Genomic DNA, 21498 nt, shown 5'->3' with positions numbered 1-21498 from the left:
GACGACGTGCCCCTGCTCTACGACCTCAGCAAACTGACCGTCGGATCGGCCCTGCGACTGGGCTGGCGACCCCGCGTGCAGGGACTGGAACACCTGCCCCGCCAGGGTGGCGCGATTCTCGCCAGCAACCACCTGTCCGTCGCCGACCAGGTGTTCCTCGGCTGCCTGACGCCCCGACACGTCACCTTCTGGGCCAAGGCCGAGTACTTCACCGGCAGTTGGCTCAGCCGGCAGGTCGTCGCCGGCATGGGAGCCATCCGTGTCGAACGCGCCGGCGGCCGGGCCGCCCTCACGGCCCTCGACGCGGCCGTGCCGGTGCTGCGCGCCGGCGGGCTCGTCGCCATCTTCCCGGAGGGCACCCGCTCCCCCGACGGGCGGCTCTACCGGGGCCGGGTCGGCATGACCCGGCTGGCCCGCGACGCCGAGGTGCCGATCATCCCGATCGGTGTGCTCGGCACCGCCGAGGTGCTGCCGGTCGACGCGCGAGTCCCCCGTCGGCACCCGGTCACCCTGCGGTTCGGGCCGGCGATCCCGGTCGCCGGGCGTATCACCGGGCCGCGCGACGTCCGGACGGTCACCGACGAGGTGATGGCCGCGATCCAACAGCTCACCAACCAGGAGTACGTCCCCCGCTACGCCCCGCCCCGGCAGACCGGCCCCTGAGCAGGGGCGACGGTCAACCGGCCAGCAGAGACGCCATCCGCTGCGCCTGCGCCTCCCAGCGCCACTCCCGCTCCACCCACGCTCGACCGGCCGCGCCGAGCTGGCGGGCCAGGTCACGGTCGGCGAGCAGCCGCGCGACCCGGTCGGCGAGCTGCGCGACGTCCCGGCCCCGCACCACGTACCCGGTCTCGGCCTCCCGGACCGCGTCCGGCGCGCCGCCGGAGTCCCCGGCCACCACCGGCAGGCCGGTCGCGGACGCTTCCAGGTAGACGATGCCCAGCCCCTCCACGTCCAGGCCGCGGTTGCGGGTGCGGCACGGCATCGCGTAGACGTCACCCGCCGCGTAGTGCGCTGGCAGCTCGGCCGCCGGCACCGAGCCGGTGAAGACCACATCCTGCTCGACGCCCGCCTGGCGGGCCAGCTTTTCCAGGGTCGCCCGGTACGGGCCGCCGCCGACGATCAGCAGCGCCGCGTCGGGCACCCGACGGCGGATCTCCGGCAGTGCCCGGATCAGCATGTCCTGACCCTTACGCGGCACGAGCCGGGACACGCAGACCACCACCGGACGGTCGGTCAGCCCCAACCGGGCGCGGACCGGCTCGCCGTCCACCGTCGGGTGGTAGGTGTCCACGTCCACCCCCGGCGCGAGCCGACGCAGGTCGGTCACTCCGCCCAGCACCCGAGCGAGCCGGGTGCGGGTGTACTCGCCCAGGTAGGTGGTCACGTCGACACCACGCCCGATGCGCCGCAGCGCCGGCCGGGCGGCCGGCAACGCCGCCCAACCGACCTCGTGGCCGTGGGTCTGCGCCACCACCCGCCGTACGCCCGCACGCCTGCGTAGACCGGCGGCGAGCAGCCCCAGCGGGGCCGCCGCGCCGAACCACACCGTGTCGCAGTCGTACTCGCGGGCGAGCCGGGCCGCCCGACGGGCGATCAGCGGGGTGGGCAGCAGCACCCGCGTGCGTTCACGGATCACCTCGAACGGCTGGTCGGCGTCGAACTTCTCCGCGCCGCGCCAGCTCGACGCGTAGACGACCACCGACCCGGCCGGCTGACGCACGGCGAGGTTGTGCACGAAGGACTGGATGCCACCCGGGCGGGGTGGGAAGTCGTTGGTGATCAGCAACGTGCGGCTCATCGGCGGGCCTCCCGGGCGTACGCGCGGGCGGCGGCCATCCGCTCCACGGTGGACGGATGCGAGGCCGAGTAGAGGTATTCCCACCGCGGCGGGTCGGGGTCACCGAGGTTGACCGAGCCGAGGCGGCGCTGCATCGACTCGAAGGCCACCGGGTCGCCGGTGAGCGCGAGCGCGTGTGCGTCGGCCCGCGCCTCCACCCGCCGCGACACCAGCGCCTGCACGGGGGTGGCGACCAGGCCGGCCACCGTGACCAGGGCGACCAGCAGCGGAAACGCGCGCGGATGGGCGATCGAGTCGACGCCGGCCAACCGCAACAGCAGGCCCCAGGAACCGAGCAGGTAGAGGGCGACCACCGTGGCGGCGGCGCCCAGCGCCCCGGTCAGCGTGCCCACCGTCACGTCGGAGTCCTTCGCGTGGCCCAGCTCGTGCGCCACCACGGCCGCCACCTCGTCAGGGGTGGCCTCGCGCAGGAGGGTGTCGTAGACGACCACCCGGCGGGTCGGGCCGAGGCCGGAGACGTACGCGTTGACCGCCCTGGTGCGCCGCGAGGCGTCGGCGACGAGCACGTCGCGCACCGGCACCCCGTCACGGGCCGCCATGCTCATCAACTCGGTGCGCAACGGGCCCTGCTCCATCGGGGTGAACTTGTTGAAGACCGGCTCGACGAGCACGGGCAGCACGAACGACAGCAGCACCACCAGCAGGGCCGCGCCCGCCGCGCCGAGAGCCCACCACCAGCGCGGCGCGAGCCGGATGACCAGATAGAACCCGAGAAGCGCCACCGCACCGATCACGGCGCTCACCGCGTACGACTTGAGCAGGTCGACGGCCCAGCCGCTCCACCCGTTGGTGCTCAGCCCGTAGCGGGTCAGCACGCTCTGCCGCCAGGCGGCGATCGGGAGGGTGAGCAGGTCGGCGACGAGCACCACGGCGAGGCCGCCGAGCACCGCCTGGGCGATCCAGTGCCCACCGAACGGCCGGCCCACCAGCTCGACCAGGCGACTGCCCAGCGGGGTGAGGCCGAGCGCGACGGCGATCAGCAGCCCCACGGCCAGCGCGGCGTAGCTTCCGGGGCGCAGGGCAGCACGGAACTCACGTCCCGTGGCCACCTGGTCGGCCGGGAGATCCCGTAGCGCGGCGAGCTGGTCGGCACGGGGCGCCGGGGGCCGGTGCCAGGGGATGAACACCGCGACGGTCACCAGCAGGGCCACCGTCAACGCGGCCAACGTCAGCACCGCCCAGCCGCGCGGGCTCACCGGGACACCGCCTGCCGCGGGTCGTCGGCGTGTGTCGCACCGACGGGCGCGCCGCGCTCGCGTCGTACCCCACTCATGCCGTCGCTCCTCCCGCCGTGACCGCCCATCCTATGGCCCGCGAAAAGTCCGCTTCGGGCGCGGTGTCGCGCTCCGTAGCCCCGGACGGCGGGCGGCCGGGCGAGGGCCCGTGCCACCGGGCGCGGGTGGCCCGTACCGGCGGCTCAGGCCACGCGACGGCTCAGGCCACCCGGCGGACGCGGCGCACGGGGGCACCGGACCGGGCGGGAACGTCGGGTCGGACGGGAGCGTCGGGCCGGACGGGCACGTCGGGCCGGACGGGCACGGCCAGCACCTCGACGTCGAAGCCGGCCCGGGCGAGCACCTCGATCGCCTCGACCTCGGCGGCGACCAGCCCGGCCGCCGGGGACGTCTCGTCGAACAGGGCGGTCAGCGGGCAACCGGAACAGCCGTCGGCCCGCTTCGCGCACCCGTCGCAGTCGATGAGCATCACGCCTCCTGATCGCTCGCGGTGCGCGGTCGACACGCTGTCGTCGCCACCCGAGCACCGTCGGTCACATCGACGCTATCCACCCGGTACGACAGAACCGCCCGTTGAGGGCTAGATCGACTCCAGATCAGCGAAATCGGGGTATCCCTACCGGCCGGCCACCACGACATCACCGCACCTCGTGTCGATCGAGCGCGCCCCGTCGGGCGCACCCGCCGCGCCCGGTCGAATCGCCGGTCAACTGCCGGTCAAGCGCCTGTTCCGTCGACAGTGGCCGCTGCGATCGTTGCCCTACGGCCGATCCACCGCCGCCCGAAGGTCCAACGACGCCCCGCCGGGCCGAGTGCAACCGGCCGTCCCACCCTGACCCACGGAGGTTGTCGAATGCGCGGACCATCCTCGACCACACGCTCCCGTCTCTCGGCCGTCGCGCTCCTCGCGGCCGCCGCGACCGCCTCGGGCGGACTCGTCGCCACGCCGGCGCAGGCCACCTCGGCGCTCGGCTGCAACTACCCCCGCGTCTGCTTCTGGGGTACACCGGCCACGACCCGAACCCGTCGGTCTCCCGCTGCGTCTGACGGCGTCCGAGCAGCCGACACGCGAGCTGCGCCGATCCGACCCCGGGCGCGCCCTTCAGGAGCGGGCGAGGCGGCGCAGCAGCGAGTCGGCCCCCAGGGGGTACGCGCCGTGCCGGCGTACGCCGTCGGCGACCTCGCGGTCGGACGAGACCACGACGACCGGGCGGCCCGCCGGCTCGGCGCGGACCAGGCGTCGGATCAGCTCGTCGGCCGTCTCGCCCTTACGCGAGAAGAGCACCCGTACGCCGCGCGGCGCGGGGGGCAGCCCGTGCATCCGCTCGGCCCCGTCGAACACCACGGTGACCTCGTCGCCGGTCTGCGCGGCGATCCCGCCCAGCCCGGTGATGAGGCGCTTGCGCTGCTGCTCCAGGGACATCTCGCCGAAGCCGCGCTTGGTGACGTTGTAGCCGTCCACCACGAGGTGCGCCCGGGGCAGGGCGAGCAACTGGTCGAGCCGGGCGGGGTCGTCGGTGTCGCGGGCACGGGCGGCCGGGCCGGCCGGAGCGCTCCCCGGCTGCTCGGCGAACGCGTCCGCGACGAAGTCGGCGGGGAGCTTGTCGACCGGGTCGAGCGCCAACTCCCGGCGCAGCCCGACGGCGGCCTGGCCGATGGTCTCCAGCAGCAGCCAGAGGCGGGCGTCGTCGACCGAGCGGGCCTCCTTGGCGCTGGCGCGGGCCACCCCGGCCGCGGCCTCCGCCTCGGCGAGCCGGGCGCGGGCGCGGCGCAGCTCGGCGTCCACGTCGGCGCTGGCCCGGGCCGCGCGACCCCGCTCGGTGGCGAGAACCTCGGTGGCCTTGCGCTCGCGGATCTGCGTCTCCCGCAGGGTACGGGCCAGCTGACGGGACTCCTCGCGGAGCTGACCCAGCTCCTCCCGGACCCGTGCCAGCTCGTCGCGGAGCTTGTCGGCCTCGACCCGGGCCACCGCGCGGTCGTGTTCGGCGCGGGTGGCCCGCTGCTCGGCCTCGCGGACCAGTTCGGCGACGACGGCGCTGTCCGCCTCGGCGCGCACCGCGGCGCCGCTGGCGTCGATCAGCTCCCGCCAGCCGCGCGGTCGGGCCAGGTACGCCAGCGCGGCCACCTCGACCGGGTCGGCGGCGGCCGGCGCGGTGCCCTCGACAACGGCCGCACCGAGGTCACCGGCGTCGGCCAGCACCCGGGCGGTGACTCGCTGCCGGAACAGCGGGTCACCGGTGAGCTGGGCGGCGATGGCCGGAGCGCCGAGGCGGGCCCGACGGTTGGGGGCGAACTTGGCCACCCGCCGCAGCGGCACCGGCACCTCGTCGCCGGGAAGGGCGGGCAGCACGGCGGCGGTCAGCGCCACGATCCGCTGCCGGACCGGCTCGGGCAGTGTCGGCTCCGGCTCGATCGCCGATTCGCCGGGAGTGTCGCCGGTGTCCGGATCGCCCACGGCACCGTCACGCGCGACCGGATCCTCCTGCGGGAGGTGGTCGTCGTGCGGCTCGGTGAGGGGCATGTGGCAAGTCTCCCACCGCTGGCGGGCCCACCGCCCGGTGAGTGAGCCGATCTCTCATCCTAGCCCCATGAAGACTGGTGGGGCGGCTGTGACGGGAGTGTCGGACCGGGGCGCTAACGTGCCGCCGATGGCACAGGCGGAGTACGTCCAGGAGTCACTGGCCGGTCTCGACCCGGCGGTGGGCGGGGTGGACCCGGCCCTGCCGCTGTACGCCACGACCTTCGTGGTGGTCGACCTCGAGACCACCGGCGGCGCGCCGGACGGCGGCGGCATCACCGAGATCGGCGCGGTCAAGGTACGCGGCGGCGAGGAGCTGGGAGTGCTGGCCACCCTGGTCAACCCGGGGCAGCCGATCCCGCCGTTCATCACCGTGCTGACCGGGATCACCCAGGCCATGCTGCTGCCGGCCCCGCCGATCGAGCAGGTGCTGCCCAGCTTCCTGGAATTCATCGCCGACGCGGTGCTGGTGGCCCACAACGCCCCGTACGACGTGGGCTTCCTCAAGGCCGCCTGCGCCAAGCACGGGTACCGGTGGCCCAACCCCCGCGTGCTGGACACGGCGGCGCTGGCCCGGCGGGTGCTGACCCGCGACGAGGTGCCCAACCGCAAGCTGGGCACCCTGGCGGCATACTTCCGGACCGCCACCCAGCCCTCCCACCGGGCCTTGGACGACGCGAAGGCCACCGTCGACGTGCTGCACGGCCTGATCGGCCGTCTCGGCGGGCACCGCGTCGACACCGTCGGCGACGCCATCGAGTTCGCCCGCGCGGTCACCCCGACGCAGCGCCGCAAGCGGCACCTGGCCGAGGGGTTGCCCAAGGTCCCGGGTGTCTACATCTTCCGGGCCGCCGACGGCCGGCCGCTCTACGTCGGCACCTCGGGCGACATCGCCACCCGGGTGCGCAGCTACTTCACCGCCGGCGAGAAGCGCGCCCGGATCTCCGAGATGTTGGCCGCGGCCGAACGGGTCGAGGCCGTGGAGTGCGCGCACTCGTTGGAGGCGGAGGTCCGTGAGCTGCGGTTGATCGCCGCGCACGCGCCTCCGTACAACAGGCGGTCGAAATACCCGGAGCGGATGGTCTGGCTCAAGCTGACCGACGGCCCGTACCCCCGGTTGTCGATCGTGCGCGACATCTCCCCCACCGACACCGCCTACCTCGGACCGTTCACCTCCCGGCGCGCCGCCGAGCTGGCCGCCGCCGGCTTCCACGACGCCGTCCCACTACGCCAGTGCACGCACCGGCTCTCGCTGCGCACCGTCACGCCGGCCTGCGCGCTGGCCGAGCTGGGTCGCTGCCCGGCGCCCTGCGAGCACCGGATCACCCCCGAGGAGTACGACGACGCGGCGGTCGGGCCGTTCCGCACCGCCACCACCAGTGACCCGCAACCGGTGGTGGACGCGTTACTGGCCCGGATCGACGTGCTCGCGGCCGATCAGCGCTACGAGGAGGCCGCCGTGGTGCGGTCCCGGCTGGCCGCGGTGCTGCGCGCCACCGTGCGGATGCAGCGGCTGGCGGCGCTGACCGGGATCGTCGAGTTGGCCGCGGCCCGGCCGGCCCCCAGAGGCGGCTGGGAGCTGGCCCTGATCCGGCACGGACGGCTGGCCGGAGCGGGCGTGTCCCCGCCGGGCGTCCACCCGCGACCCACGTTGAACACCATCCGCGCCACGGCCGAGACGGTGTCCGGCGGACACGGGCCGGTGCCGTCGGCCACCGCCGAGGAGTCCGAGCGGATCCTGTCCTGGTTGGAGCGGCCGGAGACCCGGCTGGTCGAGATGTCGTCCGGTTGGTCGTCACCGGCAGCCAGCGCGGGCCGCTTCCGTGACCTGCTGACGAAGGCCGAGAGCGGAGCGTCGCACCAACTCTCGACCGAACGCTCATGACCAACTGACCGATCGGACTACGTCGACTCGCTTAGGCTGTTAGAGAAGTGCAGTCCTGCCCGTTTCGTGGGCCTGCTCCCGATCGCCCGGTCCGGCGGTCGTGGAGCCGGGGTGAGGAGGTGTCCCTCGTGGACGTCGACGCCGGACACGGCGCCGCCCTGGGGGGCGCCCTGCCAACCCAGTCGGGTGAGCTGCCACTGACCCGCCGACTGCGGTCGTTGCTCACCTGGCCGACCAACGACTCCGACCCGGTCACGCACCTGGTCCGCACCCACCGGGGCATCCACGCCGGCACCGATCCGGCGGTGTTGCGGCGGGCGTACACGATCGCGGAGAACATGCACCGCGGGCAGTTCCGCAAGAGCGGCGAGCCGTACATCACCCATCCACTCGCGGTGGCGCAGATCTGCGCCGAACTGGGCATGGACACCACCACGCTGGTCGCGGCGCTGCTGCACGACACCGTCGAGGACACCCGCTACACACTTCAGGCACTGTCCGAGGACTTCGGCCACGAGGTGGCCCACCTGGTCGACGGGGTGACCAAGTTCGACAAGGCGTTCTATGGCAAGGCCGCCGAGGCGGAGACGGTCCGCAAGATGATCGTCGCGGCCGCCAAGGACGTCCGGGTGCTGATCATCAAGCTGGCCGACCGGCTGCACAACATGCGCACCCTCGGTGTGCGCTCGGCGGCCTCCCGCGAACGGATCGCCCGCAAGACGCAGGAGGTCCTGGTCCCCCTCTGCGACCGGTTGGGCATCCAGACCCTCAAGCGTGAGCTGGACGACGTGGTGCTGCTGCACCTGGAGCCCGACGAGCACGCCCGGCTGGCCCGCCACGTGCACGACCGGCCGGGCTGGGACGCGTACCTCGACGCGGTGGTCAGCCGCGCCCGGATGGCGCTGAAGCGCAGCCGGGTCGACGCCGAGGTCAGCCCCCGACCGCGGCACCTCTACTCGATCTGGAAGGACACCATCGCCGGCGGCCACACCGCGCCGTACGACCTGCCCCGCATCTCGGTGGTGGTCGACGGCCCGGCCACCGACTGCTACGCGGCGCTGGGCGCGATCCACGGCACCTGGCGGCCGGTCCCGGGCCGTTTCAAGGACTTCATCGCCTCGCCCAAGAACAACCTCTACCGCTCGCTGCACACGAGCGTCTGCGGCCCGCAGGACCGCACGGTGGAGGTGCTGATCCGCACGGAGGAGATGCACCGCTCGGCCGAGTACGGCATCGCCGCCGACTTCCGCTTCCCCCGCTCGGGCGGCGGCGGCACGGCGGCCCGCGCCGAGCAGTTGGACTGGCTGCGCCGCGTGCTCGACTGGGAGCCGGAGGCCGCCGACCCGGCACAGTTCTACGAGTCGCTGCGCTGCGACCTCGCCGAGGGCCAGATCCAGGTCTTCGCCGACGGCCGTCAGGTGGTGCTGCCGGCCGGCGCCACACCCGTCGACGTGGCGTACGAGCTGGGCAGTCACCGGGGCGACCACTGCCTCGCCGCCCGCATCAACGGCCGACTCGCCCCGCTGAGCTCGGAGCTGGACGAGGGCGACGTGGTGGAGATCTTCACCGAGAACGACGCCGACAACGGCTTCGAGGCCGCAGCCGCGCCACGCGGCCCGCGCAAGGAGTGGCTGGGCTTCGTCAAGTCGCCGCACGCACAGATGCAGATCAACAGGTGGTTCTCCGAGCACACCGAGCCGGGCATCACGATCAGCGACAAGGTCCGCCTCGGTCGGGCCACCATCGGTCTCGCCCTGCGCCAACACAACCGTGGCCTCGCCAGCGACCTGCCCCTGCTGCGGCTCTCCGAGGAGTTGGGCTACCCCGACCTGGAGACCCTGCTCGTGGCGGTCTTCGACCGGGTGATCGAACCGGACACCGTGGTACGCCAGCTCATCGACCTCGTCGACCATCGACAGTGACTCCGGCAGGCCCCAGCGCGTCCGAACGACATTCGTGACCACTAGCCTGGGGTCATGATCCCCCGCTCCCGTGCCACCGGTCGGGCCCTGTTCTACCAGGCCTTCTACCGGCTGCCGTTGCCGGTGCGCCGTCGCCTGGTCCGGCTCGCCGTGCCGAAGTACATCGTCGGCGCGGTCACCCTGGTCCGCGACGCCGAGGCGACGGGCGCGGGTCGGCTGCTGATGCTGCGTCAACCCCCGGGCAAGGGCTGGTCGCTCCCCGCCGGCCTGCTCAACCGGGGTGAGCCACCGGTCGTGGGCGCGGCCCGTGAGTTGTTCGAGGAGTCCGGCGTCCGGCTGCCGCCGTCCCGGCTACGCCCGGCCGTGCCGAACGCGATCGTGCACGCCAAGGGCTGGGTGGACATGGTCTTCGAGACGGAGGTGCCGGCGTCCAGCACCAAACTGGTGGTGGACGGCGGCGAGGTCTTCGAGGCCGCCTGGCATCCGCTGGACGACCTACCCAAGCTGACCTGGCCGACGGCCCGGCTGCTCGCCTACTACGACATCGGGCCGCTGGCCGGGCAGTTCCCGCCGCCGGTGCCCGACACCGCGCCATGACCAGGGCGGGCTGGCCGGAGGACCTCTGCGCGGTCGTGCTCGCCGCCGGCGAGGGCACCCGGTTGCGCCCGCTCACCGAACGGGTGCCCAAGGCGCTGTGCCCGGTCGGCAACGTACCCCTGCTGGACCGGGCGCTGGACCGGCTGGCCGGTCTCGGCCTGACCGGTCCCGCACGGGTCGCGGTGAACGCCTGCTACCTCGCCGACCAGGTGGTCGCACACGTCGGCGACCGCGCCCACCTGTCGGTGGAGCCCGGCGACCCGCTCGGCACGGCCGGCGGGGTGGCCAACCTGCGGGACTGGATCGACGGTCGGCCGGTCCTGGTCGGCAACGCCGACGCGTACCTGGCCGATCCGGCCACCGCCCCAGGCCCCGACGTGGCCGCGCTGCTGGACGGCTGGGACCAGGATTCCGTACGCCTGCTCGGGCAGCCCGCCGCCGATCCGGCCGCGCCGGGCACCTTCGCCGGGCACTGCTTCACCGGTTTCTCGCTGTTGCCGTGGCGACTGGTACGCGACCTGCCGGTGGTCTTCTCCGACCTGGTACGCGCGGTGTGGCGCCCGGCGGAGGCAGCCGGGACGCTCGACGTGGTGCCGTACGCGGGCACCTTCTACGACACCGGCACCCCCGCCGACTACCTGGCGGCCAACCTGCACGCGGCGGCCGGCGGCGTGCTGGTCGACGGGTCCGCCACGGTGACCGGGAGCTGTGTCGAGTCGGTCGTCGGCGCCGATGCCACGGTGGGCGGCGACGTGCGACGCAGCGTGATCTGGCCGGGCGCGTCAGTGCGGCACGGCGAGCGTCTGCGGGATGTGATCCGCTTCGGCGACGACGGTACGGTGCACGCCGCCGCCCACCGCTGACCCGGGCACACCCGTCCTGGACTTCCGTCGGGAACATCTAGCATGGGCAGCGACGCCGACGAACGGAGAAATGCCCCGTGATCACCGCGATCGTGCTGATCGACTGCGCCACCGACGCGATCCCCGAGGTGGCGGAGGCCCTGGCCAACGTCGCCGGTGTCAGCGAGGTCTACTCGGTGGCCGGGCACGTCGACCTCATCGCCATCGTCCGGGTCCGCGAGTTCGACCAGATCGCGCAGGTCATCGCGGGCAGCATCTCCAAGGTGCCGGGTGTGCTGAACACGGAGTCGCACATCGCGTTCCGGGCGTACTCGAAGCTCGACCTTGAGGAGACGTTCGCGATCGGCCTCGCGGACGCCGACTGACCCGCGGGCCGCGTGCGCGGCCGGCCCGCAAGACGGCGCGGCCGGTCCACCCCTGCGGGTGGACCGGCCGTCGCGCTACCGCGAGGTCAGCTCTCGCTGGGAGCGGGCCGCTCGGTGGTGCCGAGGCCCGGTTCCGGCGACTCGGTGATGCCACCACTCGGAGACGGCGACTCGGTGACGCCACCCGGCGCCGGCGACGAGGTGCCCGGGCTGGGCGTGCCGCTGGCGCTGGTCTGCGGGACCGGGATGCCCAACTGGTTGGCGAGTTGGACCAGCTCGTCGTAGTGCGCCTGCAACGTCGGCAGGGCGGTCTGGGCCAGTTGGACGACCGACTGCTCGGAGCCCTGCGAGATCTCCGTCTGGGTGGCCTGGATGGCCTGGACGTGACCGGCCAGCTCACTCGTCACCCAGAGCCGGTCGAAGTCCGCGCCGCTGGCGTTGTTCAGCTTGTCGATGACCGCCTGCTGATCGGCCGTGGGCTCGTTCGGCAGTTCGACGTTGAGCTGCGACGCGGTCTGCTGCACCGTCTGGTCCAGCTGGGTGTGGTCGGTCTTGAACATCGCACCCAGGTCCTTGACCCCCTGGTTCTGGCCCTTCTGCTGAGCCAGGTCACCGGCGGTGATCTCGAACAGGTTCACCTGGTGCACCGCCTGCAGATACTGGGTGTCCTGCGTCGACGGCTGTGCCGCTGCCTGGGCGGCCGCGGCCGGTGCGAGGCCGACCAGCACCAGCGCGGCCAACAGGCCGAGGCGTTTGAGACCCAACATGCTTCCCCCCCTTGAGACGTTGGATCGCACGGATACCCGGCTCACGGGGGTTATTCCTGCGATCGCCCGGCGCGCGGGGTCGACCGGTCCCGCCGTGCCCGTCCGACTTCTCCTCGGTTGGGCGGCGGAGCACCGACAACGACGTGACGCCCGCCGGAAGTCCGGCGGGCGTCACGTGACGGTGCTGTCGCGAGGTCAGTGGCGGCTCTCGCCGCTGCCGATCTCCGCGCGGTCTCCCCGGGGCTCGACCGGCGGGTGACCCGGCGAGACCGGTGCCTCGACCGGCTTCTCGATCGGGTAGAAGAAGCCCCGGACCGCCGGGCCGAGAGCCCCGAGCCGGTTCATCTTCTTCGGCACCACCCAGCCGACGTAGTCCAGCTCGCCGTGGCCGTCCGCGTGCCCGTTCGCCGCGCTGAGCGGCTGGTGGACCTCGACGAACCGGCCGTCCGGCAGACGCCGGATGATGCCGGTCTCCACGCCGTGCGCGAGCACCTCCCGGTCGTGCTGCTGCAGACCGAGGCAGAGCCGGTAGGTGACGTAGTACGCCAGCGGCGGGACCACGAGCAGACCGACCCGGCCCGCCCAGGTCATCGCGTTCAGGCTGATCTGGAACTTGTCCGCGATCACGTCGTTGGCGCCCGAGAGCGTCAGCACGATGTAGAAGGCGACGGCCATGGCACCGACGGCCGTACGGGCCGGAACGTCACGGGGCCGCTGGAGCAGGTTGTGGCTCTTGCGGTCCTTGAGGTGCCGCGCCTCGAGGAACGGGTACATCGTCGACAGGCCGACCAGGATGCCGGGCAGGACGACAGTCGGCCAGAACAACGGCGGGATGACGTACCCGTCGCCGATCGGGATGTTGAGCTCCCAGGCAGGCATGAGTCGGGTCGAGCCGTCGAGGAACATGACGTACCAGTCGGGCTGGCTGGCGGCCGAGACCACCCACGCCTCGTACGGGCCGAACAGCCAGATCGGGTTGATCTGGAACAGACCGCCCAGCAGCGCGATGACGCCGAAGACGACCATGAAGAAGCCGCCCTGCTTCAACGCGTAGCGGGGGAACATCCGCTCGCCGACCACGTTGTTGTTGGTCCGGCCGGGGCCGGGCCACTGGGTGTGCTTCTGCTTGAAGACCAGACCCAGGTGGACGCTGATCAGCGCGAGCAGCAGACCCGGGATCAGCAGGACGTGGGCGATGAAGAACCGGCTGATGATGATCGTCCCGGGGAACTCGCCACCGAAGATCGACGACGTGAGCCAGGAGCCCACCACCGGGATGGACAGCATGATCGCGGAGGCGATCCGCAGGCCGGTGCCGGACAGGCCGTCGTCCGGCAGCGAGTAACCGGTGAAGCCGGCCAGGAAGCCGACCCAGAACAGCAGCGAGCCGATGATCCAGTTGGTCTCGCGCGGCTTGCGGAAGGCGCCGGTGAAGAACACCCGCAGCATGTGCACGACGATCGCGGCCATGAACAGCAGCGCCGCCCAGTGGTGCATCTGCCGCATCACCAGGCCACCACGGACGTCGAACGAGAGGTCCAGGCTCGACGCGTACGCGGCGGACATCGGCGTGCCCTGCAACGGCGCGTAGCTGCCGTCGTAGACCACCTCGGTCATCGCCGGCTCGTAGAAGAGGGTGAGGAACACACCGGTCAGGAGCAGCACGATGAACGAGAACAGCGCGATCTCGCCCAGCAGGAACGACCAGTGGTCCGGGAAGACCTTGTTCAGCAGCTTGCGCAGCGGAGTGGCCACCGCGAAGCGGTCGTCCACCCCCACCGCGGCCTTGCCCGGCGTGGCCGCCAGGTCGAACTTTCGACGCTTCATGGCCGCTCCCAGAAATCAGGCCCGACGGTCTCGGTGTAGTCGGACTTCGCCACGAAGAAGCCCTCGGAGTCCACCTCGATCGGCAGCTGCGGCAGCCGCCGGCTGGCGGGGCCGAAGACGGGCCGGGCGTTGTCGGTGATCAGGAACTGGGACTGGTGGCACGGGCAGAGCAGCCGGTTGGTCTGCTGCTCGTAGAGGCTGGCGGGGCAGCCGGCGTGCGTACAGACCTTGGAGAACGCCGCGTAGTTGCCCCACATGTAGTCGCCGTGGCCCACGTCGGGACGCGAGTTGGCCTCACGGGACTTCTGGGCGTCCGAGTCGCGCAGGTGGATCAGCAGCGTCGGCGAGTCGGCGTGCCGGTTGCTCACACCGTGCTCGATGCCCGGGAAGACCGTGAGCTGACCACCGGCGCTGACGTCCGCCGGGCGTACCGGACGGCCGTCCTCGCGGACCAGGCGGATCCTCTGCCCACCCTCGGCCGGGGCGAACCCGGTGGTGAACATCTGGTTGTTCTTGTGCGGCTGCGAGATCAACCCGCCGACCAGCGGCGCCGCCGCGACCGCGGCGACCGGCGCGAGACCGGCCAGCAGCGAGATGCCGAGCAGCGGACGACGCTTCACACCCAGCTCGTCGGCCATGTAGAGCATGGTCTGGCCGGTGATGGTGCGGCCCTCGGAGTCGACCTGACCCTCGTGCCGGTCCTGGATCGAGACCTCCTTGGGCAGCAACTTCTTGCCCCAGGTCAGGATGCCGAAGCCGACGGCGAGCAGGGCCACGCCGAGCGTGGCGCCCAGCAACGGCGTGTAGAACTTGTCGCCGCCGCGGCCCGGCGCGTACTGCCACGGCCACCAGATGTAGATGGCCAGGAAGGCGGTCGCCGCCAGGCCGGTGATCAGGAAGAATCCGGCGACCACGCGGGTCAGCCGACGCTCCGCCTTGGTGCCCGGCAGCACCTGCGGCTCGTAGTGGACGATCTCGATGTCGTCTCGACGCGCGCCCTCACGGACGATGTCGAACCGGCTCAGCCGGGGGTCGTTCACGTCGAGCGGCTCCCGGCCCTGGGGGGCCTGGTGCTCGGTGTGCGTGCTCATGCCGTCACCTCGCTACGGGTGGCGCCGAGCGGCACCACGGCACTGAAACTGACGATCCGCTCGGTCACGACTTACCCGCAATCCACAGGCTAGCGAATACGAGCGCCACGATGCCAACCAGGAAGATCGCCAGGCCCTCGGTCGACGGCCCATACCGACCGAGGTTGAACCCGCCCGGGTCCTGGTCGGTCTTCAGCGTCTCCTGGATGTAGGCGATGATGTCGGCCTTCTGCTCCGGAGTGATCTGGTTGTCGCCGAACACCGGCATGTTCTGCGGGCCGCTCAGCATCGCCGCGTAGATCTGCCGGTCGGTCGCCGGGTGCAGGCTCGGGGCGAACTTGCCCGAGGAGAGCGCACCGCCGCCACCGCCGAAGGCGTGGCACTGCGAGCAGTTGATCCGGAACAGCTCGCCGCCGGCCGCGACGTTGCCGTTCTCGTGCAGGTCCTCGTCGGTGCCCGGCACGACCGGACCGCCGCCGAGCTCCTGGACGTACTGGGCGAGCTGACGAACCTGCTCGTCGGTGAAGACCGGGGGCTTGCGGTGCGCCTGGGCCTCCTGGCGGGCCAGCGGCATACGGCCCGAGCTGACCTGGAACTCGACCGAGGCCGCGCCGACGCCGATCAGGCTCGGCCCGCGACCCTCGACGCCCTGGGCGTTGCGTCCGTGGCAGGTCACACAGCTCACGTCGAACAGCGCCTTGCCCTCGGCTGCGGCGCCGGTGAGCGGCGGATTGTCCTGCGCCTGCGCACCGGGGGCGAAGACGGTGTAGGCGCCGCCGGCGAGCATCAGCGCCGCGATCAGCCGGACCGCGGCGCCCAGCCGGCGGCGGCCCCTGCTGCGCACGGCGGGCCGCCCGCGCAACCGCGCGAGCAGGCCGCGTCGGCGGTCGTTGTCAGAAGTCATGAGCTGTGTCCTTAACCGGTTGGACCTTGTCTCAGGGGACGGAGCAGCGGCGCGGTTCGTGACGCGCCAAGATCACTGAAGCCAGTAGATCATGGCGTACAGGCCGATCCACACGACGTCGACGAAGTGCCAGTAGTACGACACGACGATCGCCGAGGTCGCCTGCGCCGGCGTGAACCGGCCCATGGTCGTGCGGACCATGAAGATGATGAAGGCGATGAGACCGCCGGTCACGTGCAGGCCGTGGAAGCCGGTCGTCAGGTAGAACATCGAGCCGTAGCCGTCGGCGTTGATCTTGACGCCGTCCTCCACCAGGTGGCGGTACTCGTTCACCTGGCCGAGCACGAAGATCAGGCCCATCACGAAGGTGACGGTGAACCAGCGACGCAGCGCGTGCACGTCACCCTTCTCCGCCGCGAAGACGCCGAGCTGGCAGGTCACCGAGGACAGCACCAGGATCACCGTGAAGGTGGTCGCGTACGGGATGTTCAGCGACTCGGTGTGCTTCTCCCACTGCTCCGGCGCAGCCGCGCGGATCGAGAAGTACATCGCGAAGAGCGCCGCGAAGAACATGAGTTCGCTGGAGAGCCACACGATCGTCCCCACGCTGACCATGTTGGGTCGCGTCAGAGAGTGGATCCGGCTCTTGTCAATGGCTGGGGCCGCAGTCACGCCGTCATTATTGCCCCTGACCGGGGCAGGCGATCAGCGGGGTGGCAAACCTGCGCCTTCCGTGGCCCGAGCGTCAGGGTCCGGTTCGCCTGGCCTAGCCTGAAAAGCGTGCTGCACGTCGATCCCATCCTCGCCGCCACCCCGGCCGTCCCGGCCAGTGTGCTCGCGGCCACGCCGGCGAGTCCGTCGGCACTGGCCGCCGGGGCCGAGGTGACCCCACCACCGTTCACCATCGGCGCAGTGCTGACCGAGACCCGGCTGGACAGCTGGCTGGCCCTCGGCCTGGTGCTCGCCGCCGGGCTCTACCTCTACGGCGTGTACCGGCTGCGCATCCGCGGCGACCGCTGGCCGATCGCCCGTACCGTCTTCTTCCTCGGGCCCGGCCTCGGCGGCATCGCGCTGGTCACGGTCAGCGGACTGCACGCCTACGACACCGCGCTGCTGTCGGTGCACATGGTCCAGCACATGGTGCTCTCCATGGTCTCGCCGATCTTCCTGGCGCTGGGCGCGCCGATGACGCTGGCCCTGCGGACCCTGCCGGTCGGACCACGCAAGCGCCTCCTGGCGATCGTGCACAGTCGCATCGCCCGGGTCTACAGCTTCCCGCTGGTGGCGTTCGCCATCTTCGTGGTCAACCCGTTCGCGCTGTACTTCAGCGACCTGTACCGCTTCACCCTGGAACACGCCTGGGCGCACGAGCTGGTGCACGCGCACTTCATCATGACCGGCTGCGTGTTCTTCTGGCCGCTGCTCGGTCTCGATCCGCTGCCGGGCCGCTGGCCGTACCCGGCGCGGGCGCTGCTCATGCTGCTCTCCGTGCCGTTCCACACCGTGCTCGGTCTCACCATCATGCAGAGCACCACGCTCTTCGGCGGCGACTGGTACCCGTCGCTCAACCTGAGCTGGTCCGACCCCAAGGCCGACCAGGTGGTCGCCGGCGGCATCCTCTGGGCCGGCGGTGAGTTCGTCAGCGTGACCATGCTCGCGGTGCTGGTCGTGCAGTGGGTGAAGCAGTCCGAGCGGGAGGCCCGCCGCGTCGACCGCGAGCTGGACCGCCAGGAGGCCCGCGACCGCGCCGCCGGCGCCACGACGGCCTGAGCTGCGCAGACGGTACGCCGGACGCGCGGAGAGCGGGCGGCGTGTCAGGTACGTCACGTCGGCCGGTACGATCGGCGGGCAGCTACGAGGTTGGAAGCGGAGTGTCGGCATGAGTGAGCGTCTGTGCACCGTCCTGCTCTACAGCGACGACCCGCAGGTCCGTGACCGGATGCGGCTCGCCGTGGGCACCCGGCCAGCGCCCGGGCTGCAGATCGAGTTCGTCGACGCGTCGACCTACGCCGAGACCATCCGGCTCGTCGACGACTACGAGATCGACCTGCTGCTGCTCGACGGCGAGGCCAGCCCCGGCGGCGGCATCGGCATCGCCCGGCAGATCAAGGACGATCGGGACGACGCGCCCCCCACCTGCCTCGTGATCGCCCGCGCCGCGGACCGATGGCTCGCCGCGTACGCCGAGGTCGACGCGACGCTGGTGCACCCGCTCGACCCGGTGACCACCGGCAGCACGGTGGCCGAGCTGCTGCGGACGCACGCACCCGCCTGACGTCCCAGCGCCACCCGGCACCGACACGGCGCCGGCCGAGCCCGCGCCGATTCCAGCCCACCCGCACTTTCGTACGCTCGGGAGGCCCGCCATGGGCGATCGGACCTGGCCGCACCTGCTCAACTCGCTGCTGCGCGGCGAGGAGCTGTCCACCGGCGACACCGCCTGGGCCATGGGCGAGATCATGGCCGGCTCGGCGGGCGCCGCCCAGGTGGCCGGCTTCGCGGTGGCGCTCCGGGCCAAGGGTGAGACCTCGGCCGAGCTGGCCGGCCTGGTGGAGACGATGTTGAGCCGGGCCGTCCCGGTCGACCTCCCCGACGAGCTGCGCTCCACCGCGCTGGACGTGGTCGGCACCGGCGGTGACCTCGCCCACACGGTCAACATCTCCACCATGGCCGCGCTGGTCGTCGCGGGCGCGGGCGTACGGGTGGTCAAGCACGGCAACCGCGCCGCGTCCTCCTCCTGCGGCACCGCGGACCTGCTGGAGTTCCTCGGCGTCCCGCTCGACCTCGACCCCGACGCCATCGTGCGCTGCGTCACCGAGGCCGGCATCGGCTTCTGCTTCGCCGCCCGGTTCCACCCGGGAATGCGGCACACCGGGCCGGTCCGCCGGGAGCTGGGCGTCCCGACCGTGTTCAACTTCCTCGGCCCGCTGACCAACCCCGCCCGTCCCCGCGCCGGCGCGGTCGGCTGCTTCGACGCACGGATGGCGTCGGTGATGGCCGGCGTGTTCGCCGCCCGGGGCGACTCGGTGCTGGTGATGCGCGGCGAGGACGGGCTGGACGAGTTCACCACCGCCGCGCCGACCCGCGTCTGGGCGGCGCAGAACGGCACCGTACGCGAGGCCGTGCTGGACGCGAAGGACCTCGGCGTACCCCGGGCCACCCTCGCCGACCTGCGCGGCGGTGACGCGGCGTACAACGCCGGCGTGGCCCGTCGTCTGCTGGCCGGCGAGACCGGCCCGGTGCGCGACGCGGTCCTGGTCAACGCGGCGGCGGCCCTCGCGACGCAGGGTCCGCTCGACGGCGACCTGACCGAGGCGCTGCGCGCCGGCCTGGACCGCGCCGCCGAGTCGATCGACTCGGGCGCGGCGGCGGGCGTCCTGGAGCGCTGGATCGAGACCGCCACCACCGCCGAGGCCGCGACCACCGCCTGATCGGCGCGCCCGTCCCACCGGATCAACCGGCATGCGCGACCGTGTCTGACCAGGTCCGCGAGGTAGGGCGCGACGGTCCGGCGAGATACCGCCACATCGGCAAGGTGGGGGTGTCGGCGCGACGGGATACCCCCACATCGGCGAGGTGGGCACGGCGGCGTGTCGGGTGCAACGATGTGCGGCCGGCCGAGGGCGTAACCAGTCAGGCGGTGCGCGTCAGGCGGCGTGGCGGCGGGTGGGCTGGCGGCGTCGGCGCTCGGCCAACCGGGTGACGGGGGCGACCAACGTGGCGATCACCACGGCCGCGCCGCAACCGGTGCAGACCAGCTCGGGACAGTCGCTGCCGTGGCCGTCGACGCAGGGCGGCGCCTCGAACGGCGCCACGCCCTCGCAGACGTCGCAGTAGAGATCGCGGTGCGACATCGGGCGTCTCCTTCTCACTCCGGGCGAGCCGCTCCGGAATGCGACAACGACGCACAACGGAAGCGGAGAACTACTCGCCTGTAGTTTCCCACGCGGGTCCGACAAATCTCCGCGCACGCCCCTCGGACCGAACCGGCCGTCCGTGATCCACTCGACATCACGGAAGGCGGGGTGTCCGGACCACTCGGACACCCCGAATTCCAGGAAACCGAGTCGATCACGACGAAGGCCCGCTCCCCCGGTCGGGGTGCGGGCCTTCGTGGGCGGTACGCGAACGGTCGATCAGTGCTCGGCGGTGCGCCGGGTGCCGGTGTAGTACTCGAACAGCAGGCCGCAGGCACCGAAGATGACCGCGACCAGGCCGAGGCCGATCAGCCAGAACTGCCAGAACACCATGCCCAGCGCGGCGGTCGCGGCGGCCAGCGCCAGACCGAACGGCCAGTAGCTGCCCGGGCTGAAGAAGCCGACCTCGCCGGCGCCGTCGGAGATCTCGGCGTCGGCCCGGTCCTCCGGGCGCAGGTCGATACGGCGGGAGACGAACCAGAAGAAGCCACCGCACATCGAGCACAGCAGGAACGACAGCGCCAGGGCGACGGTGCCCACCCACTCGATGTTGCCGGACTCACCGTGCGTCCAGGCGCCGTAGAGGATGGTGGCGCCGAAAAGGAACCCGGCGATGATCAGGAAGATACGCCACTCGGTCTTCATGCCGCTGCCTCAGCTTCCCGTGCCGGCCGGAGCGTTGTCCGGGTTGAAGTTGCTCTGCGTCCGGCGGGTGTCGAACGGCTGGGTGGTCTGCGCGTACGGCTCCTCGCCGATCTGGGCCAGCGCCTCCTGGGTGGACTTGCCGCCCTGCTTGGCCGCGAGGAACTGGTCGTACTTCTCCGGCGAGACGACCCGCAGCTCGAAGTTCATGAACGCGTGGTAGCTGCCGCACAGCTCGGCGCAGCGACCGACGTACGCGCCCTCGGCGTCGAGGCTGGAGACCTCGAAGACGTTGCGGATCTTGCCGGGCATGACATCCCGCTTGAACAGCAGCTCCGGCACCCAGAAGGAGTGGATGACGTCGCGGCTGGTCTCCTCGAACCGGATGGACCGGTTGGTCGGCAGCACGAGCACCGGGATGACCTCACTGGTGCCCAGCGTCGACGCGGTGGTCTTGGCTTCCGTGCCCTGACCGTCGCGGTAGTTGAACTGCCAGTTCCACTTGAACGCGACGACCTCGACCGTGACGTCCGGGTTCTTCGACAGCTTGTCGACGTCGGTCTGCACGATCGCCGTGTAGTAGAAGAGCACGGAGACGATCAGGATCGGCGCGATGGTGTAGAGGAACTCCATCGGCAGGTTGTAGCGGGTCTGCACCGGCAGCGCGTTGCCACGCTTGCGGTAGCGCACGACACACCAGAAGATCAGGCCCCACACGAAGACGCCGACCGCGAGCGCGGCGACGCAGGAGGCGATCCACAGGTCGTACATCCGGTGCGACTCGGGGGTGATGCCGCCCTGCGGCCAGCCGAAGCCGTCGAACGTCTTGCCGACGTCACAGCCCGTGAGCAGAACCAGTAGAGCCACGCCCCCGAGACCGAGCCCGGCCAGCCGACCGGCACCGCGTCCCCGGCGTCCACCGACCCGTGGGGCAGCACCGTGCCGTACGGCCGACGGCCGTACCTCCGAACTCCTTGCGACCACCTGGTCCTGCCTCCCTAGCGCGCCGCGGTGCGTCGTTCGTCAGCACCGGCGGCAAAGGCGTCACCGACGGTCGCAGATTACTCGACCATGACGGACTCGACCGTGGTGGGGTCACTGTCC

The 21498-nt window shown here is 71.9% G+C and carries 21 protein-coding genes; 9 read left to right on the top strand and 12 right to left on the bottom strand.

Features of this window, described 5'->3' with window-relative positions; genetic code table 11:
* Nucleotides 1–6 precede the first annotated feature (6 nt).
* Nucleotides 7–663, top strand: a complete 657-nt coding sequence (locus tag ACGFH9_RS09135; RefSeq protein ID WP_393217077.1) for a lysophospholipid acyltransferase family protein — start codon at nt 7–9, stop codon at nt 661–663.
* 13 nt (nt 664–676) lie between these two features.
* Here the strand turns inward: ACGFH9_RS09135 and ACGFH9_RS09130 are convergent, their stop codons facing one another.
* The 4 genes from ACGFH9_RS09130 to ACGFH9_RS09115 all read right to left on the bottom strand — a co-directional run bounded on the left by ACGFH9_RS09130 (nt 677) and on the right by ACGFH9_RS09115 (nt 5617).
* Complete coding sequence (locus ACGFH9_RS09130) at nt 677–1801, bottom strand: glycosyltransferase family 4 protein (RefSeq protein WP_355236469.1); 1125 nt, start codon at nt 1799–1801, stop codon at nt 677–679.
* A complete protein-coding gene (locus tag ACGFH9_RS09125) occupies nt 1798–3057 on the bottom strand; it encodes a M48 family metallopeptidase (RefSeq protein ID WP_393217076.1) in 1260 nt (419 codons plus the stop codon). Before ACGFH9_RS09125 ends, ACGFH9_RS09130 begins: the two co-directional genes overlap by 4 nt.
* A gap of 238 nt (nt 3058–3295) precedes the next feature.
* Nucleotides 3296–3565 carry a hypothetical protein gene (locus ACGFH9_RS09120; protein WP_393217075.1) on the bottom strand — a complete coding sequence of 90 codons (270 nt, stop codon included), beginning with the start codon at nt 3563–3565 and terminating at the stop codon, nt 3296–3298.
* A gap of 633 nt (nt 3566–4198) precedes the next feature.
* A complete protein-coding gene (locus ACGFH9_RS09115; protein WP_393217074.1) occupies nt 4199–5617 on the bottom strand; it encodes an NYN domain-containing protein in 1419 nt (472 codons plus the stop codon).
* A gap of 127 nt (nt 5618–5744) precedes the next feature.
* Between ACGFH9_RS09115 and ACGFH9_RS09110 the strand changes: the two genes are divergently transcribed.
* From ACGFH9_RS09110 to ACGFH9_RS09090, 5 genes are all read left to right on the top strand, one after another.
* On the top strand, nt 5745–7499 hold the full coding sequence (locus ACGFH9_RS09110; RefSeq protein WP_393217073.1) for a DEDD exonuclease domain-containing protein: 1755 nt from the start codon (nt 5745–5747) through the stop codon (nt 7497–7499).
* Between the two features lie 128 nt (nt 7500–7627).
* The gene (locus ACGFH9_RS09105) at nt 7628–9421 is read left to right on the top strand and encodes a RelA/SpoT family protein (RefSeq protein ID WP_393217177.1); all 1794 of its coding nucleotides are present in this window, start codon (nt 7628–7630) and stop codon (nt 9419–9421) included.
* Between the two features lie 54 nt (nt 9422–9475).
* The gene (locus ACGFH9_RS09100) at nt 9476–10018 is read left to right on the top strand and encodes an NUDIX hydrolase (RefSeq protein ID WP_393217072.1); all 543 of its coding nucleotides are present in this window, start codon (nt 9476–9478) and stop codon (nt 10016–10018) included.
* Nucleotides 10015–10881 (top strand): NDP-sugar synthase, encoded by an 867-nt coding sequence (locus ACGFH9_RS09095; protein WP_393217071.1) that lies wholly within the window; start codon nt 10015–10017, stop codon nt 10879–10881. The genes ACGFH9_RS09100 and ACGFH9_RS09095 overlap by 4 nt, the downstream gene beginning before the upstream one ends.
* 77 nt (nt 10882–10958) lie before the next feature.
* The gene (locus ACGFH9_RS09090; protein ID WP_355236440.1) at nt 10959–11246 is read left to right on the top strand and encodes an Lrp/AsnC ligand binding domain-containing protein; all 288 of its coding nucleotides are present in this window, start codon (nt 10959–10961) and stop codon (nt 11244–11246) included.
* A gap of 86 nt (nt 11247–11332) precedes the next feature.
* Here ACGFH9_RS09090 and ACGFH9_RS09085 read toward each other — a convergent pair whose 3' ends face one another.
* The 5 genes from ACGFH9_RS09085 to ACGFH9_RS09065 all read right to left on the bottom strand — a co-directional run bounded on the left by ACGFH9_RS09085 (nt 11333) and on the right by ACGFH9_RS09065 (nt 16507).
* The gene (locus tag ACGFH9_RS09085; RefSeq protein WP_355236438.1) at nt 11333–12013 is read right to left on the bottom strand and encodes a DUF4142 domain-containing protein; all 681 of its coding nucleotides are present in this window, start codon (nt 12011–12013) and stop codon (nt 11333–11335) included.
* 195 nt (nt 12014–12208) lie between these two features.
* Nucleotides 12209–13840: a cytochrome b N-terminal domain-containing protein gene (locus ACGFH9_RS09080; protein WP_393217070.1), complete on the bottom strand. Its 1632-nt coding sequence runs from the start codon at nt 13838–13840 to the stop codon at nt 12209–12211.
* Nucleotides 13837–14931, bottom strand: coding sequence for a ubiquinol-cytochrome c reductase iron-sulfur subunit (locus ACGFH9_RS09075; protein ID WP_393217069.1), 1095 nt, complete (start codon nt 14929–14931; stop codon nt 13837–13839). Before ACGFH9_RS09075 ends, ACGFH9_RS09080 begins: the two co-directional genes overlap by 4 nt.
* 64 nt (nt 14932–14995) lie before the next feature.
* Nucleotides 14996–15835 (bottom strand): cytochrome c, encoded by an 840-nt coding sequence (locus ACGFH9_RS09070; RefSeq protein WP_355236429.1) that lies wholly within the window; start codon nt 15833–15835, stop codon nt 14996–14998.
* A gap of 72 nt (nt 15836–15907) precedes the next feature.
* Nucleotides 15908–16507 (bottom strand): heme-copper oxidase subunit III, encoded by a 600-nt coding sequence (locus ACGFH9_RS09065; RefSeq protein ID WP_355236426.1) that lies wholly within the window; start codon nt 16505–16507, stop codon nt 15908–15910.
* Nucleotides 16508–16615: 108 nt separating this feature from the next.
* Between ACGFH9_RS09065 and ACGFH9_RS09060 the strand changes: the two genes are divergently transcribed.
* The 3 genes from ACGFH9_RS09060 (at nt 16616) to trpD (ending at nt 19266) form a co-directional block, all read left to right on the top strand.
* Nucleotides 16616–17605, top strand: coding sequence for a cytochrome c oxidase assembly protein (locus ACGFH9_RS09060; protein WP_393217068.1), 990 nt, complete (start codon nt 16616–16618; stop codon nt 17603–17605).
* A 109-nt stretch (nt 17606–17714) separates the two neighbouring features.
* On the top strand, nt 17715–18110 hold the full coding sequence (locus tag ACGFH9_RS09055; RefSeq protein ID WP_355236420.1) for a hypothetical protein: 396 nt from the start codon (nt 17715–17717) through the stop codon (nt 18108–18110).
* 91 nt (nt 18111–18201) lie between these two features.
* Complete coding sequence (gene trpD / locus ACGFH9_RS09050) at nt 18202–19266, top strand: anthranilate phosphoribosyltransferase (protein WP_393217067.1); 1065 nt, start codon at nt 18202–18204, stop codon at nt 19264–19266.
* A gap of 216 nt (nt 19267–19482) precedes the next feature.
* Here trpD and ACGFH9_RS09045 read toward each other — a convergent pair whose 3' ends face one another.
* The 3 genes from ACGFH9_RS09045 to coxB all read right to left on the bottom strand — a co-directional run bounded on the left by ACGFH9_RS09045 (nt 19483) and on the right by coxB (nt 21378).
* Entirely contained in the window at nt 19483–19689 is a 207-nt protein-coding gene (locus ACGFH9_RS09045) for a hypothetical protein (protein WP_393217066.1), read from the bottom strand.
* A 282-nt stretch (nt 19690–19971) separates the two neighbouring features.
* Nucleotides 19972–20397: a cytochrome c oxidase subunit 4 gene (locus ACGFH9_RS09040; protein ID WP_355236411.1), complete on the bottom strand. Its 426-nt coding sequence runs from the start codon at nt 20395–20397 to the stop codon at nt 19972–19974.
* Between the two features lie 9 nt (nt 20398–20406).
* Entirely contained in the window at nt 20407–21378 is a 972-nt protein-coding gene (gene coxB, locus ACGFH9_RS09035) for a cytochrome c oxidase subunit II (RefSeq protein WP_393217065.1), read from the bottom strand.
* Nucleotides 21379–21498: the final 120 nt, after the last annotated feature.

Source organism: Micromonospora sp. NPDC049102 (assembly GCF_043197485.1).
Lineage (GTDB): Bacteria > Actinomycetota > Actinomycetes > Mycobacteriales > Micromonosporaceae > Micromonospora.
The sequence above is the reverse complement of the archived record's forward strand: the minus strand, read 5'-3'. Positions and strand labels throughout refer to the sequence as shown.